6 protein-coding genes are annotated in these 18,037 nt (G+C 48.7%); 5 read left to right on the top strand and 1 reads right to left on the bottom strand.

Going from position 1 to position 18,037, the window contains the following annotated elements; all coding sequences use genetic code 11:
* Positions 1-11: 11 nt before the first annotated feature.
* Positions 12-917, bottom strand: a complete 906-nt coding sequence (locus tag AC0LWT_RS00365) for a helix-turn-helix domain-containing protein (protein ID WP_474679240.1) — start codon at positions 915-917, stop codon at positions 12-14.
* 171 nt (positions 918-1,088) lie between these two features.
* Between AC0LWT_RS00365 and bglB the strand changes: the two genes are divergently transcribed.
* The 5 genes from bglB to AC0LWT_RS00340 all read left to right on the top strand — a co-directional run bounded on the left by bglB (position 1,089) and on the right by AC0LWT_RS00340 (position 17,925).
* Positions 1,089-2,183: a beta-galactosidase BglB gene (bglB, locus tag AC0LWT_RS00360; protein WP_474679239.1), complete on the top strand. Its 1,095-nt coding sequence runs from the start codon at positions 1,089-1,091 to the stop codon at positions 2,181-2,183.
* Complete coding sequence (locus AC0LWT_RS00355; RefSeq protein WP_474679238.1) at positions 2,180-3,190, top strand: NAD(P)-dependent alcohol dehydrogenase; 1,011 nt, start codon at positions 2,180-2,182, stop codon at positions 3,188-3,190. Before bglB ends, AC0LWT_RS00355 begins: the two co-directional genes overlap by 4 nt.
* Positions 3,191-3,578: 388 nt before the next feature.
* Positions 3,579-11,972 (top strand): immunoglobulin-like domain-containing protein, encoded by an 8,394-nt coding sequence (locus AC0LWT_RS00350; protein ID WP_474679237.1) that lies wholly within the window; start codon positions 3,579-3,581, stop codon positions 11,970-11,972.
* A gap of 270 nt (positions 11,973-12,242) precedes the next feature.
* Positions 12,243-15,056: a fibronectin type III domain-containing protein gene (locus AC0LWT_RS00345; RefSeq protein WP_474679236.1), complete on the top strand. Its 2,814-nt coding sequence runs from the start codon at positions 12,243-12,245 to the stop codon at positions 15,054-15,056.
* Positions 14,998-17,925: a fibronectin type III domain-containing protein gene (locus AC0LWT_RS00340; RefSeq protein ID WP_474679235.1), complete on the top strand. Its 2,928-nt coding sequence runs from the start codon at positions 14,998-15,000 to the stop codon at positions 17,923-17,925. Before AC0LWT_RS00345 ends, AC0LWT_RS00340 begins: the two co-directional genes overlap by 59 nt.
* Positions 17,926-18,037 lie beyond the last annotated feature (112 nt).

Here is an 18,037-nt window from a genome sequence, read left to right as displayed (position 1 = left end):
CTTCGGCGAAATCAATTGAAAATTGAGGAGACAGTGTTCTTTTGAAACTGTCGAGCATATTTTCCCGGAGCCGTACCTACGGCATTACTAAAAGTACGTATGAAATGAGCATAATCATTAAAACCGCTTTCATAACATGCTTGAGTTGTGGATATGCAGCCCTGCTCTAATAGTTCCCGTGCCTTTATAATCCGCGTATTCACCAGATATTTATGAAAGGAAATGCCGGTAACTTCCTTGAAAAGCCGGTTTAACTGATGTCGGTTTAGACTGAAGAGTTCAGCAACCTGTTGAGCATTTAAATCCTGTTGATAATTGCTGGCGATAAATTCCATAACATGCATCAAGACATGATGGGAAGCAGTTTCAGCGTTATTAGAATCTGTTGAACGTATTCCCCGCATAACCACTTCATTGAGAAAGATAAGGATTTCAGCCAGAAGAATCCTTCGCTTGATATCCCATGCATATGAATTCGAATTCACATCAGCATCTAACAATTCGTCACCATAGTATGATAATAGCTTTTGGGCTTCCTCCGTAGTTAGTTTAAGGCAGTGGGTACGGTTTGAAGCAAGTATGTCGAAACATTCCAGCAGATTGGTATTAGAAGTGCAAAGAGGCTGGATATATAAAGGATTAAAATAAAGAAAGTATCTTTCATACCCTTTTCGGTCATGAATGATGACCCGGTGCTGGTCGCGAGTACTCAACAGGAAAAGGTCATTGGCGGAAACCATGTATCGTTTATTATCGATCCACATTTCTGCTCCCGGAGTGAGGGCCAGATAAATTTCGAAAACATTGTGGAAATGGTAATAGTTCATCACTTCCTTATCTGTCCCAATGACGTGTTCCAATTTAAGATCTACATCGTAGGGTTCTCTGACTTTTTTTAGGCCAATTATGCTATCCAATAGTATCAGCCCTTTTTGTTAGATATATTTGAGTAAATTCTAATCGCGCTTAAACAAAAATGCAATAAATAAAGACAATATTGCAATAATATTTTTTTACAATTCAATATAATCGAAATATGGCGAAAAAATATTTTAAATATGAGCGAAGCGGAAGGAAGAGATGTAATCATGAGAAGAGACGAATTGCTGAAACTATTTGAAAAAGTATCCTACAGGATGCAAACCCTCGACAATGAAACAGGTGTCAATGAGATCTGTCCAATAAGCATCATTGATATGGGGACCTGGGAGTGGGCTCAGGGAGTCGGTTTATACGGTATGCAAAAATACTATGCCGAAACGGGTAATCAAGAAGCGCTTGATTTCTTGATCAAGTGGTTTGACACCAATATCGCAAAGGGCCTGCCGGAAAAAAATATTAACACCGTATGCCCTCTCTTGACACTAACCTATGTGTATGAATATACAAATAATGGAATTTATTTAGATGTTTGCAGGGAATGGGCTGAGTGGGTCATGAAGGAACTGCCTCGGACCGAAGAAATGGGTTTTCAGCATATCGTTTCCGGAGTAGAAAATCCGGGACAGATCTGGATCGATACGCTTTTTATGACGGTACTGTTCATGGCACGAATGGGCAAATTATTAGATCGAGAAGATTATTTGGAAGAGTCATCCAGACAATTTCTGCTCCATATTAAATACCTGACGGACAAGAACACGGGGTTGCTCAATCATGGTTTTGACTTTAACGGACGACACAGCTTCGGTGAAATTCAATGGGCTAGAGGTAACAGTTGGTATACCTCTGGCGTGGTAGACTACCTTGATATCATAGGGAATTCAAACTTAGGGGTAAAATGGTTCTTATTAGATACTCTCCATGGTCAGATTAAAGCTTTGGAACAGCATCAGAACGAAAACGGCATGTGGCATACTCTCATCATAGAACCGGAATCCTATGTTGAAGCTTCAGCTACAGCTGGCTTTGCTTATGGAATCTTGAAAGCAGTACGGATGGGGTACATTCCCGAAACATATCGTGAATGTGGAATTAAAGGGCTTCATGCTATCCTGGAAAGAATTTCGGAGGATGGGACTGTGACTGAGGTATCATACGGCACGGCTATTAGCGACCGACTGCAGGACTACAGGGATGTTCCCATTTGCCCCATGACATACGGCCAAGCGTTAACACTTCTTCTTTTAACAGAGGCATTAAAACTGAAAGCGGACCATCATATACAGGGGCTGAATATATGAAAATGAATAGAAAAGCATACCTCGATAAAGAACATAGATTTACAATACAAGAAGAGGAAATTCCGGTACCGAAAGCAGATGAAGTTTTAGTCAAAATTAAAGCAAATGGTATTTGCGGATCAGATATTCATTTTTACCGGGATGGAAGATTAGGCAATTTCGTTGTAGAAGAGCCCTATGTTCCAGGACACGAATCCAGTGGAATTATTGAAGCGGTGGGAAGTGAAGTTAGAGGCTTTTCTGTAGGCGAACACGTTGTTATCGAGCCTGGTATTACTTGTAGGACTTGTATCTATTGCAAATCCGGGCGTTATAATTTATGCCCGGACGTTATCTTCCTATCAGCGCCTCCGGTCAATGGTACCTTTTGTGATTACATTTCTATACGTCAAGATATGGTATTTCATATTCCCCAAACACTATCCTTTGAAGAAGCGGCAATGGTTGAACCAGTTGCAGTGGGGCTTCACGCAGTAAATCGAGCCAGATTTAAAAATGGCGATACGGCAGTAATCCTTGGTGCAGGTCCCATTGGTCTGCTTACTGCGCAAGCTTTTAAAGCGGCAGGCGGAGGAAAGGTAATTTGTGTTGATTTTAATGAAGCTAGACTCATTTTGGCCAAAAAAATAGGAATGGATAGGGTAGCCTTACCTAGTGATACAGGTATAGAAGGTGCTGTCGTTTTTGAAACTGCCGGATCAAGTAAAGCTACAGCATCGACAGTAAATTATTGCCGTCCAGGTGGCTGTGTTGTACAGGTAGGTTGGCCAGGCGGAAATATCGTGGAGATGAACATTGCTGCCTTTATAGAAAAAGAATTGGACTATGTCGCAGTACATAGATATGTAAACGCATATCCTGCTGCGATACAATGGATTTCCGATGGCAAGATCAATGTAAAAGATCTAATTACGGATACTTTCTCATTTCATCAAATTGCTGAAGCTTTTGAGTATTCAAGTACACATCCGGATAAAGTTGTGAAGACCGTAGTTGTTAATGAGTAAGCGATACATGGGGATAATCACATGGGGAAAAGAGCTTTAGTCATGCAAGCGGTTGTGCTGGAATGACAGGAAGATCCTATCAACCACATTAATTGGAATAGATACAATAAGAAGGCAGCGCTTTGGAAGCACTTACGTTAAGATATTATGTGGTTTCTGAAACCATATAGACAAAGTTAATTATCCATTGTTATATTTTTGGGGAATAAGTCGAATTTTGCGTTCAAGTTTGAAAGGAGTCATCATGTTACGAAAAAAAGTGCTTTCCTCTCTGTCGATTGCTTCCCTGCTAACAGGCATGTGGGCCCCCAATCTAGCTGTTCCAACGGTACACGCAGCATCGGGTGACCCATCTGCAGACTCAACTTCCGCAAGCGCAGGAAGGTGGATGACCGGTGAGTACCATGCCCATACCGTAGAATCGGATGACGCGAAGACGGCGTTGACGGATGTATTGGACAATGCATTTGAGAAAAACGGTCTGGACTGGCTGGCGCTCTCCGATCATTTGCGCTTATCGAGCCATGATGACACCGGAGCATCCCTGTCCGGTTCAATCCCGTTGTCCATGGGTGTTGCTCAATATCAAGCGCCGAAAATCAAGCAGCTCCAGGATGCCGGCAAATACCCGGGCAAAACGATTTTCACCGGATTCGAGTGGGACATGCCTACTCGGGATCACAGTTCTGTCGGAATCGTTACCGACACGCCGGGATCGAATGAAGCGCTGAAGGCGATCCAGCACTTCGAGTATTTATTCTCAAACCGGGCCGCCAATTTGTTCGATCCCGCGGATGTTGCAACATGGAGCTCTGAAACGAGAGCTTATTCGACGCTGGACGATACGAAGAAAGGTTTTCAATGGCTTCGTGACAACTATCCGAACAGCTATGCGCTCTTCAACCATCCTTCAAGGAAGAATGGCACGTCTTCGGAATTGAAGGTTGCGGACATTCGCGACATCAATAATTTGGCACCTAATGTTGCGTTTGGCTTTGAGGGGATGCCGGGCAACCAGATGGCCCCTGATCGGGGTGAGACGACCGACTTATACGGCGGCGCAGACGTTAGAATCGCCAAGGTTGGCGGCGAGTGGGATGCGCTTTTGGGTGAAGGCCGCAGATTTTGGAACTTCGCCAACTCCGACTATCACTTTAAAATCGACAGCACGCGTTCCTATTCCAGCGGATACTATCCGGGCGAATATTCCAAGAACTATACGTGGGTTAACGGTTCCGGCATGAATGCCGTCGTCAGCGGCATGCGTTCGGGCAAGTCGTTTTCTGTATTCGGGGATATTATCAACGCGCTTGACTTCAAAATCTCAAACAACGGCACCTCCAAGGGAATGGGCGAGGAGCTGCAGGCTGCACCGGGAGACAATCTGCAGCTGACCATCCGGTTCAAAAGCCCTGAGAAAAACAATAACGGCGACCCGGTTCAGCTGGATCATGTAGACCTGATTGCCGGCGATGTAACCGGCAAGGCGCAGCCGGGAACGGATGCATACAACAAAGATTCCAACGATACGACCAAGGTCGTCAAGCGTTTCACCAGCGCAGACTGGACGACAGATGCCGAAGGCTATCACACGATTACTTATGCATTGGGTTCGGCGAGCAAGAACCAGTACTTCAGGCTGAGAGGCACCAATCTGGGGACGGATATTCCTGGCGAAACGAGCAACGGCGAGCCGATGATCGATGTGAAAAACGTGACCAAGGACAACGAAACCCGGTTTACCGAAATCAATAAACGCAATTATACCGATATGTGGTTTTACTCCAACCCGATCTTCTTGAACGTGCCGTATTCCGATAGCCAAGCCGTCTCCAGTACGCTGGCCAACCTGAATATCGCCACATCGGGTGTGACCGCGGATTTCCTGCTGCCTTCGACGAGCGCATACGGCAGCGCGACGATCCAATGGAATACATCAGATTCCAGCGTTATATCGATAGCAGGTGGAACGGCGCATGTTACTCGCCCTGCAAACGGCCAAGCGGATGCCCAGGTGACGCTGACGGCGACAGTTACATCCGGAGCGGCAAGCCAAACGAAGACGTTCGTGGTAACAGTCAAGGCTAATAATGTTACTGCCAAGGATTCCATGCTGTTGTGGTATAAATTCGACAATAATCCCGGAAACGGCGTTACTGTTCCTGATGCTTCGGGAAATGGCAAGAACGGTACGCTGCTGAACGGCGCAGCGCTAACCGGCGAGCATGGCGGAGCGGTAGCCCTGGACGGTACGGATGATTCCGTGAAGATGACCGATGAACTGTTGAAGGGCTTGACGAATGCCAGCTTTACCATGAGTGTGAAAGTGGACCCGGCGTATGCCAAGCCTTACTGGTTATACTCGTTTGGCACGGCTGATGCGGCTTGGACCGGCCAAAAGTATCTAGGTATGGTGGAGGATGGGAGCGACGTATTCCGGGTGGCCACTGCAACAAACGGATGGGTCGGAGAATTGAATGTCTCCAAAGGCTCGAAGCTCGCGGCAAACGTATGGAAAAATGTTGCCTATACGGTTTCCGGCACTACGGCGTCGCTGTACGAAGACGGCGTTCTGGTAAAGCAAGGCACCGTTGCGACATTGCCGAGCGCTATCGAGAAGACAATCGCCAACTATCTCGGCAGACCGGCGTATTCAGGCGATAAATATTTCAAAGGCAAGATTTCCGACTTCCGTATTTACAACAAAGCTTTGAGCGCGACGGAAATTGCCGCAGTAGCGGCAGAGGAAAACGCCGGGGTCGTATTCGATGACAAAACGGCTTTGACTCTCGGGGATACTAGTGCCGTAACATCCAATCTGACTCTGCCTGCAACTGGTACGAACGGAAGTACCGTCAGCTGGCAGTCCAGCGATCCTGCTGTCGCAGCAGCAGATGGAACAGTCAGCCGGAGCGGCGCAACGGCTAACGTTACGTTAACGGCAACGATTGCCAAAGGAACGGCATCGGATACCAAAACATTTACGGTTACGGTATTGGGAACAGGTGACGCAGGAATCGTCGGTCTCGATGCACAGGCGCTCAGTCTCGGAACGTCGAACATTATTTCAACGAGCACCCTGACTCTGCCTGCAACCGGGGCAAACGGCTCTGCGATTAGCTGGTCCAGCAGTGACAGTACACTGATCGAACCAAACGGAACCGTGCATCGTCCGGCCGGGGCTAACAATGGCAAGGTTACTTTAACAGCTGCTCTTTCTTATGGCGGTGCAGTCAGCACCAAAACATTCGATCTGGTCGTTTTGTCGCAAACGCCGGTCTTGGCGGATTGGAAATTCAGTCAGGATAATGTCATCTCGGGCTCCTTGAGCAATGGGGACATGCAAATCGGAGACCTGTCCGGCTATGGCAACACACTTTCGCTGGTAACGACAGGCAACGGTCTGAACGCAGCCGCTTCCAGCATGATGAGATGGTCTGACGATGGTAAAAGCCTTATTTTTAACAACTTCCGCGGCCAGTCGGTCGGCAAGTATTTGAAGACCATTTCCGGCGCGCCGATTAACAACGAGACTTTCATGAACGGTTTTACGATTGAAGTTCTGTTCAAAATGCCCGAAGGCTTTACGGCCGCCAACAACCAATGGTCAGGCATCCTGACCCGGCAAGGGACGGGTACGGCAATTGGAAAAACGGGCGGGGAAAAAGAAATCCTTACGACTCTGTCGGTATCCAATATTAGGGAGCTTCAGTGGGAAAGCTTTCCGACCAATTTGAACTATAATCCTAATGCCTGGTCCTTCGCTCTGGATAGTGCAAAGAACTGGTACCATGCCGCCGTCGTAAATGATGGTCACAAATCAAAAATCTATATCGACGGTGTCACCGATTTCCGTAATCCTTCCGACGAAGTGAATGGTATTGCACTCAATAGCGGCAAGGGATGGAATATCGGGGCGTCCGAATGGAACGGTGCGCTTGACGGGCTTTTTGCAGGAACCATTCAGGAAATCAAGATTACGGCGAACGCATTGGATAAGAGCCAATGGATCACCACGAATTTTGATACCGATGGAATTATCGACGGCAACAATAATAACACGCCGGTTGTCAGCAATAGCGGTACGTACAGCTTTGCATTTTTACCGGACACCCAAAATATGGTCAGGTATCAGCCGGAGATTTTTAGCAGTGAGCTAGGTTGGATTGCAGACCATCACACGGACAACAATATCAAAATGACCGTGTCTCTCGGGGATATCGTAGACCAATACGATCAAGTTGCACAGTGGAAGGCCGCCGCTGCCGGCTTCGACAAGCTGGATACGGCAGGAGCGTCCTATATCACGATGAGGGGCAATCATGACTCGCGCGGCTCCAGTGTTTATAATAATTACTTCGGAAGCAGCCGATTTGCCAACAAAACCTACTGGCACGGAGGGTTGCCAAGCGGATACAGCTCCTATGCCATCTTTGAGGCCGGCAGTTACAAGTACATGATCCTCAGTATCGACGGGTACAATTTCAAACAAGAGTTGTCATGGGCACAGGGCATATTGAAGGATAACCCGAAGATTCCTACTATTGTTGTTTCGCACCAAATTCTCATCTTGGACAGCTCTGGTGTGCTTAGTTACGACACTACCGACTATGATTCCGGCGTATCGGGCAACGGACAATCGATATTCGATAATTTGGTTAAAAACAATAATCAGGTGTTCATGACGATCTCCGGTCACAATCACGGTACGAATTACCGGACTGTGAAGAACGCCAGCGGAAATGATGTACTCGAGATGCTGGTGGACTATCAGTCGTATTATCACGGAGGCAACGGATGGCTCAGACTGATGGAGTTCGACGAAGGCAACAACCACCTGAACTTCAGAACCTACTCTCCGTGGGTGGCATCAATGAGCGAAGCCGACCGGACGGTGTTTGACCTGACAAACCTGACCGGAAGTAAGGACGCTTTTACGTATAATTTTGATTTTAACAAACGGTTCAGTTTCTACGACAAAATTGGCAGCTTGACCGGTACGGTAACCGATGGAACGAAACCGCAGGGAGATGCCAAAGTAAGCCTGACGGTTGGCGGAGTTGAATATTCCGCAACAACGGCGTTAGACGGAAGCTTTAATATCGGCAATATTCCTGTCGGCACGGGCTATACGGTAACGGCAAGCAAAGCAGGCTACGGAAACGCAAGCCTGACGAATGTGAGTATAGCATCCAATAAACCCGCTTCCGGCACCATGGCCTTGACTCCTTTGTCATCAACCTATTATACGGTGACCTTTGACAAGAATGGCGGAGACACGGAAGCGACCCCGGCAGCAAAGACGATCATTGTAAACGGACCGATGGGTTCGGTTACAACGAAGCCGACCAAAGTTGGCTATGTCTTGTCAGGCTGGAATACGAAGCCGGATGGAAGCGGCACACAGGTTACGGCAAGTACGCTCGTTACCGGCGATATGACCTTGTATGCCCAATGGACGGATAAGCTTTTGTGGTATAAATTCGATAACAATGCGGCAAACGGCACAGTTGTAACGGACTGGTCCGGGAATGGCAATAACGGTACACTGCTTGGAGGCGCTGCTTTAGCCGATGAGCATGGCGGATCGTTAACCTTCGACGGCTCGGATGATTCCGTACAGATGCCTAACGGCCTGTTAGCAGGATTATCGGATATCACCATATCCATGAACATGAAGATGGATCCGTCAATCGCCGATACTGCGTGGATCTACTCCTTCTCATCCGCACCCGCTGCTGTTGCCGGCACAAAGTACCTGTCGCTGCTGGAGTCTACGGGGGGCGGTTATTTCAGAGGATCGATCACGAAAAACTGGTACACGGATGAACAGACTGCGGGCAAGGGCGCGCTCCTTACTCGGGGCGTCTGGAAGAACATCGTCTACAGGATCTCGGGAACTACGGCAACGCTGTACGAGGATGGACAACAGATCGGGCAGATTACGGGTTTGACCGTATTGCCTAAAGATATCGAATCCACTATTGCAAATTATATCGGCAGACCTGCGTATAACGGCAGTGGCGATAAGTATTACAAAGGTAAAGTGTCTGACTTCCGTATTTATACGAGAGCTTTGAGTTCCAACGAAATTACGGCGCTTGCCGCAGAAGGTCTTGCGGACCAAGGTGCGGTTAAAGGTAATGTCACAGATGGAACGAACCCGCTCCAGGGAGCTTTCGTAACACTGACGACGGGAAGCCAAGGCGTATATACTGCAACTACGCTGGCGGACGGCAGCTATACGATCCCTGATGTCCCGGTAGGCAAGGGCTATACGGTGACAGTCAGCAAGAACGGTTATGAGAGTGGCAGCGCAGGGAATGTGAACGTTGCTGCGGATGCAGCCACAAAGGGAGTGAACGTCACGTTGGCTGCACTTCCGGGCACGATCGGCGGAACGATAACAGACGGGACGAACCCGATTGAGGGAGTAACCGTAAGTCTGACGGTTAACCAAAGCGTGTACAGCGCAACTACAGCGGCGAACGGCAGCTACATCCTCACCGGAGTCCCGGTAGGTACGGGGTATACCGTAACAGCCAGCAAGAACGGTTATGCAAGCGGCAGTGTCGGGAATGTGAGCGTAACGCCAAATGCAGCCACAACGGGAGTGAACGTCACGTTAACTTCTCTTCTGGGTGCGATTAGCGGAACGGTAACAGACGGGACGAACCCGATTGAGGGAGCAACCGTGAGCCTGACAGTCAACCAAAGCTTGTACTTGGCAACTACAGCGGCTAACGGCAGCTACACCATAACCGGAATTCCCGTAGGTACGGGGTACACGGTCACAGCCGCCAAGAACGGTTATGTAAGCGGCAGTGCGGCGAACGTGAGCGTAACGGATGGCACAGCTACGACCGGCGTGAACTTTGCTCTGACCGCGATTCCCGTTGTAGTTATACCAGGCTCCATCAGCGGAACGGTCACCGACGGAGCAATCCCGATCGCGGGGGCGACCGTAAGCCTGTCCGTTTATCAAACAGTATACTCTGCCACTACAACGATGAACGGCAGCTACGTCATACCGGGCGTTCCGGCTGGAACGGGCTATACCGTCACGGTGGTTAAGAGCGGTTATGAGAGCGGCAGTGTAGGGAACATAAGTGTGACGGAAGACAGAGCGACGACCGGCGTGAACTTTACTTTGAGTCGGACTGTGTCGCATCGTTCGGACTTGACGGCCCTGGCGCTTAGCAGCGGCACCTTGAAACCTGTATTTAACAAAGATGTTTTAACCTACCAAGCCCAGGTTGGAAATAGTGTGGACAGCGTAACGGTAACCGCATCGGTATATGATCCGGCTGCAACCTTGAAGGTGAACGGTGTATCCATAACAAGCGGTATGGCAAGCCCGCCGATCCGTTTAGTCTCGGAGACCACTAGTCTGACCGTAGAAGTGACGGCGCAGGACGGTGTTACCAAAACCGCTTATGTTATTGCCATTACCAAGGATAAAGCGGACAACAGCAGCTCGCCTTCCACTTCACCAAGTACTACGCCAGCCAATCCGGATACGAAGATCGACATTCCGGCAAGCGTCAACGGCCGGAATGCGGAACAGCTTGCAGCAGGCGAAATGGTGAAGCAGGATGGAAGATCTGTCATTAAGGCGACAATCGACGGCTTCAAGCTCCAAAACAAGCTGGCCCAAGAAGCTGCAAAATCACATGTGGTCATTCCGGTAACACAGGCATCGGACGGCGTCATCGTCTTGTTGACAGGAGACACGGTGAAATCTATGGAGAACAAGCAGGCGCTCCTGGAAGTTCAAACTCCACACGCCAACTATAAGCTGCCTGCTTCGGAAATTGTGATTGACCAAGTATCCAAGCAGCTTGGCAGCTCAGTCAAGCTCACAGATATCTCTGTACAGGTAGCTATTACCAAGAGTGATGCGAAGACGGTTCAGGATGTTCAGAACAGGTCGGAAAAAGAACGGTTCTCCGTCGTGGTGCAGCCTGTAGAATTCACGGTAACGGCTTCGTACAATGGCAGAACCGTAACCGTGGGCAAATTCAGCTCCTACGTGGAACGTGAGATTCCGCTGCCTGCAGGCGTCAGCCCGGATAAAGTGACGACGGCTATCGTGATCGAGCCGGGCGGAACTACCCGTCATGTTCCGACTTATATTACGAACCGTGACGGCAAATATTACGCGGTGATTAACAGTTTGACCAACAGCGCCTACTCGTTGATCTCGCATCCGGTGACATTTGCCGACCTGCAGGGGCATTGGGCGAAAGCGGCTGTTCATGATCTGGCATCCCGTATGGTAATCAAGGGAACGGATGAAAGCCGCTTCAGTCCGGATGCTGCGATTACCCGTGCAGAACTTGCGGCAATCGTCGTTCGGGCCCTCGGCTTGGCGGAGGACGGCAGCCATTTGTCGTTCACCGATGTGAAATCCGGCGATTGGTTCGCAGGCGCAGTGGAAAAAGCGCGGGAATACGGTATTATCAACGGATACGAGGACGGAGCCTTCCATCCGGAGAACATCGTTACCCGCGAAGAAGCGATGGTCATGATCGCCAGAGCAATGAAGCTGACCGGCCTTGACGCCAGTGCCGACAAACAAGAGCAGCAGCAAGCGTTCGCTCCGTTTGCCGACCGCAGCCTTGTGTCGGAGTGGGCGAAGCAAGAGATGGCGGCCGCTATCAAAAATAAGCTGGTAGAGGGCTCCGCAGGAGCGAAACTGCTCCCCGGCAGCAGCATTACCAGAGCGGAAACGGCAGCCATCATCGAACGGATGTTGGTACAAGCCAAGCTGATCAACTAAGTCAACCGGAAGCCTTCATCGTCATACGCCATGTGTGACGATGGGGGCTTCTGTTTGTATATCCGCGGCAGTGGATAAGCAAAGTCCGGTGCCGACGATCATTAGATTCTGCGAAGTGGTTTTTATCGACCTGTCATTATTATAAATTTATTAACAAAAAATAGGAGGTTTTTCTCGATCTATATCGAATAGTGTGATTAGTTGGGAAAATGTTGTAAAATAAGTCTGACAATAATGATACGAAACGTATCAAAAAGAGGTGGGATTTGAATGTTAAAAAGCATGCTGAGTCTGTTGTTCGTTGTGTTCTCCGCTTTTATCTTTGCAGGAAGTGCGAATGCGGCGGGAGAGGTTCGCGTTACGATCGTGTACCTGAATCAATCTACCCCACTTGAAGGAGATCCGTTTTACAAGGACTTGAAGATCAGCGCTCAAGTAAAGTCCGACAGTGAGCTGAAAACTGTTATCGCCAGAGTGGATGATAGGGAGACCGCTCTTCAACAAGATTGTGAATCTTGTATGTGGACAGGGACACTTTCGCTGGATGGTTTGGCAAAAGGGAAGAAGACGCTTATCGTAGAAGCGACCAATCAATTGAATCGAACGGGACAAGCGTCTTTTAAGTTTGTCCATGACGCTCCCCCAGAGGTGACTGTCGCACCTGCGGACCAAACTGTGATCGATGCATCAAGTCCATTTAAAGTCACCGTTACAACGGAGGATGACCGTTCCGTTCCGAAGATCTACATGGAGCTCTCTGTACAAGATGGAGTCGGATTCGGGACCTTAATCGGGGAAGGGAGCTTGGAGCATACGTTTGACCTTAAGGATTATCTGGGGAAAACGATGCAGTTGAAAGTGGAAGTATACGATTACGTGGACGGAGTAAATTCACTGGAACGGTTTAGAGGGTATTACACTTATCATGTCGTGTCGGGGGCATCGCTTGTAAAAGCGGATGAAGCCGACGGCATCGTTATTGATTATAACGATACCCAAATCCTTTACAGACAAATAAGCGACGGTTCGCTGTATGTGAAAAACCGTTCTACGGGCAAGAGTACGCTTGTCTACAAGGGTTACGGTCATATAACTGAAACCAAACTTACGTCGGAGGCTATCGTTCTTTGGCTTTTAGATACCTCGACCAGGGATGGCCGAATTTACATATGGAAAAACGGTGTGCTTACCGACACGGATGTCAAGTTCACCGAGAGATGCTGCACTGATTCAAACGTCATGCAAATAGAAGGAAAGTATGCACTGATTCCAATACCGTCAGATCAAGTAGTTTGGATAAATACGGAAACCGGTGAAGTGGACAAATCTGTCAAAAATGCCGGAAGAGCGAGCCTTGCTGCTAACGGGCAATTTGTTTTTGATTATAAACCTGGCGGAAGCAGCCTAACCAACATTTATCGTTTTGCAGCCAAAAATCAGATAGAACCTTTTATCCAAGATCCCAACTATTCGAGCCTTGATCCTGCTTGGGACGGTGACACCTTGATCTATACCCGTTCGGACGGAAAGCTGATCAAACAGTCGAACCAATCGGTTTCGGAGGTGGCCGCTTCAACTTCTTCCGATCATTACTTGGTCAATCAGGGGTGGGTCGCTTTTCCGGGAAGAACAAATGAAGGTACGAACCAAATCTTTTTGCAAACGCCTCAAGGCACGGTGACTCAACTGACCTACAATTTTACGGGTAATCCTCGCCTTGATCGATTGGCGGCGGATGGATCCGTTACGCTTACGAATGCGAACAAATTATACATTCGTACACCTGATAATGTAACACCGGTCCAATTAGGCTCCGATCAAGGGAAAGCAAAAAATTTGAATGGAACATGGTACGCGGCATACGGGAAAGAAATTCTTAAGGTCAAGCAAATAGTCTCGGATACCATTCCGCCAACGTGGCCTGCACAGGGTGGACTGAAGGTATCGAGCATCACAGCGCAAACTGCATTTCTTCAGTGGGAGCCCGCTGAAGACAACTTGGGCGTGATCGGCTATAACGTCTATCAAAACGGCAGCCTGGTGACGACGAGAGCTCGTTATGAGCCTGACATAGTCGTATACGGGCTTACCCCGAATACGACATATACGTATGAGGTCGAAGCTTTTGACGATGCCGGCAATAAAAGCCCCAGGCTGAGTGTAACGTTCAGTACAGCTCCCGTTTCAACCAAAGACACCATTCCTCCGAAATGGTTTGCCGGTGCTGAGTTTTTTGTTACTGGTCTCACCTACAGCACAGTGATGTTCCAATTGCCTTTGGCCTTCGATAATGTAGGCGTAACTCAGTACCGAATTTACCGCGACGATGAATTAATCGATACCATTGCCGGATCGGTATACAGCTACCAGGCTGTCGGCTTGGCTCCGCAAACCACTTATGTATTCTCCGCGGTGGCGCTTGATGCAGCAGGGAACGTCAGTGTGGATAATCCAAGCCTGAGCGTTACAACACTTGCGAATGATACGGCTTCGGCTGCTGCAATAGCTTTCAGCTCGAGCTCGGAAATTGCCGAAGTCGGCTCCACAATCGATGTGCAGATACGCGCCAACGACGCCAAGGACTTGTACGCGTTCTTGCTGAAGCTGCAGTACGATACGAGCCGCTTGAAGTTGACGAAGATTGCCTACAGCAGCGAGTTCGGCACGGAGAATGTCACCGCTGTGTTCGGCAAGGACAACCAAGCGGCCGCTGGACTCTTGAAGCTGACCGGCGTGCAGCTGGGAGCGGTGCCGGGCAAGAACGGCAGCATCGGTTTAACCACATTGAGTTTCACGGCGCTCAAAAACGGTGAAACGGCGCTTACGCTGCAGCCGGAGTCAGCTATAACCGACAGTAAGGGGCAGCAGCAGAATTTATCGGCAGCCTCGTTCAATATCGCAATCGGCGGCGGGGATTTCGATCATGACGGCAAGGTAGGGCTTAGCGACCTCTTCCTCATATCGCAAAAAAATGGTTTAAAGAAAGGGCAGCAGGGCTATGAAGAGCAGTTTGACTTAAAGCCGGATGGCATCATCGACAGTAAAGATATTCAGTATGTTGCCAATAAGGCGGCGAAAGGATAATAAATCGAAAGGTGGAAATTGTATGAGAAGAAATATTCTCGGTTTGAGTGTGTTCAGCTTGTTGTTTGCTATCGTGGTCAGTTTATTATTTTCAAGCAGCACCTATGCTGCCGGGGAGATCAGTGTCAAAATCCTCGAACCAAAGACAGCAGGAGACCCTATCCCTGTTGATACTAATTTCGTTGTCCAGGCGGAAGTAAATCCACCGGATATTGAGATCAAGACCGTTAAGGCAAAAGTTGAAAGCAAAGAGATTTCTCTACAAAAAGAGTGCCGGCGTGAGTATGATTGCGTATGGAAAGGCGAAATTCCGTTGGAAGGACTCGAGAAAGGCAACAAGACACTTGTGGTTACAGCAACGAATCAGATCAATCAATCCGCACAGGCGACCAGAGCAATCAAATACGACTCGGCGCCGGTGCTGACCATTGATGAACCGAAAGATCAGTCTGTCCTTACATCGAACAAGCTTCATATCGGTATGAAGGCAACGGATGATTTTTCGGTGCCTGAGATTAAGGTGGAATTGTTCAGCATAGATGATTTTAAAGTGGTTGGGACGGCTACCGGCAATGGAGTTATCGATCATTGGTTTGATGTTACGGATTATGCAGGTAAAGCTCTTCAGCTTTATATTGCGGTCTATGATAATAATTATGTTGACGGGCGCCCGTTTCCACGAATTAACAAATATGACACAACCATATATGCCGAGATTAGCGATCGATTAAACAAGGTCGACCAGGCAGAAGGGGAAATTCTCGACTTTGATGACAATCGCCTGTTGTACAAAGTGTACAATTCCGGTTTATATATTAAAAATCGTTCTACCGGTGAGATTACACTTGTGAAGCCATTAGCCCAGGAATATGTGGTTGAGGCCAAGCTAACAGCGGGTGGGGCAGCTCTTTTGATCAAAAGCACCGCAAATATAGAAACCAGGCTGTATACTTGGAAAAACAATAAACTGACATTTACCGGGATCGAATCTAAAGATTATTGCTGCTCTAATACAGACCTAATGCAAATTAAAGGCGATTACTTTCTCTACCCCTCTGGTATTCAGATAAATACGGTAACGGATGAACAGGTCGCACTTAAAGGATTCGAACAGAATCTAGCGGCAAATGGAGAATTTGTATACGTTAGTAGAGCAGATGAGAGTCAGAAATACAACATTTACCGTTATCGCTCTAATGGCCAGACAGAAACAGTCGTTCAAGACAAAGATTACGATAGCCATTTGCCGAAATGGGATGGAAATGTGGTCGTTTATCAACGAGGAGGCAGCAGTATTTTCAAAATAGAGAATGGCACCAAGACAGAGCTTAGCTCTAATTCATCTCAAATTGATTACGAAATCAATCAAGGCTGGATCGCGTTTACAAAGGAATTGCAGGGGCAAACACAGCAAATTTACCTGCAGTCTCCAGAGGGCACAGTGACTCAGGCGACCTACTATTTTACCAATAAGCCACAGATTGATAACCTTGCGGCGGACGGTACGTTCTCGTTCACGCATTCCAATCAGTTGTATATACGCACGCCGCACGATGAGACGCCTGTTTATTTGGGATCATCCAGAGGCAGAACCAAGATCGTAAATGGCAAGTGGTACAGAGCCGTTAGTAAAGATCTATTCGAAATCAAATTAACCCCGGGAGATTCGACTCCGCCGGCATGGCCGTCACCGGATGTGCTTACGGCGGCCGATGTCACTGGACTAAGCGCGCGCTTGCAGTGGCAGCCTGCTATAGACGATGTTGGCGTGACTACTTATAATATTTACCAAAACGGCGTCCTGCTCGATACGGTCAGCGGCGATATACACAGCTACTACGTAAGCGGACTTGCGCCGAACACAACGTATAGGTTCGAAGTAGAAGCCGTTGATGCGGCCGGCAACAAAAGCGCGGTAAAGCCGGCGGCATCGGTTACGACACCACCGGTTTCGACCGGTGACAATGTCGCTCCCATTTGGCCGGCCGGCGCACAGCTTTCCGTGTCGGACGTAACCTACAGCAGCGCGAAGCTGCAGTGGCCGCAGGCGTCGGATAATGTAGGCGTGAGCCAGTACCAAATTTTCCGAAACGGCGAGCACATCGATACCGTGAGCGGATCCGTATACAGCTACCAGGCTGCCGGCTTGGCTCCGAAAACAACGTATACGTTTTCTGTAGTTGCGCTGGATGCGGCCGGCAATGCCAGCACAGGCAATCCGAGTGTGAGTGTGACGACACTCAGCAGTGTCCCGGCCCAGACTGCGGGAATCACGTTTACATCCGCTTCTGAAATTGCCGAAGTCGGCTCCACGATCGATGTGCAGATACGCGCCAACGACGCCAAGGACTTGTACGCGTTCTTGCTGAAGCTGCAGTACGATACGAGCCGCTTGAAGCTGACGAAGATTGCCTACAGCAGCGAGTTCGGCACGGAGAACGTCACCGCTGTGTTCGGCAAGGACAACCAAGCGGCCGCTGGACTCTTGAAGCTGACCGGCGTGCAGCTGGGAGCGGTGCCGGGCAAGAACGGCAGCATCGGTTTAACCACCTTGAGTTTCACGGCACTCAAAAACGGTGAAACGTCGCTTACGCTGCACCCGGAATCAGCGGTAACGGACAGTAAAGGGCAGCAGCAGAATTTATCGGCAGCCTCGTTTTACATCGCAATCGGCGGTGGGGATTTCGATCATGACGGCAAGGTAGGGCTTAGCGACCTTTTCCTCATATCGCAAAAAAACGGTTTAAAGAAAGGCCAGCCGGGCTATGAAGAGCAGTTTGACTTAAAGCCGGATGGCATCATCGACAGTAAAGATATTCAGTATGTTGCGAATAAGGCAGCCAGGAGTCTGTCCTATGAACCTCAGTAGAAGGTATCAATATCATGTAAATCAGGAATGGTACAATATGGATTAACAAAGAGACTGTCGCGGCACATTAGCGACAGTCTTCTGCGTATTTGTATCTCTCATCCGGAAGATT

It is taken from the genome of Paenibacillus sp. sgz302164, assembly GCF_056120505.1.
Note: the sequence above shows the minus strand (reverse complement) of the source record. Positions and strands in the feature narration are given on the sequence as shown.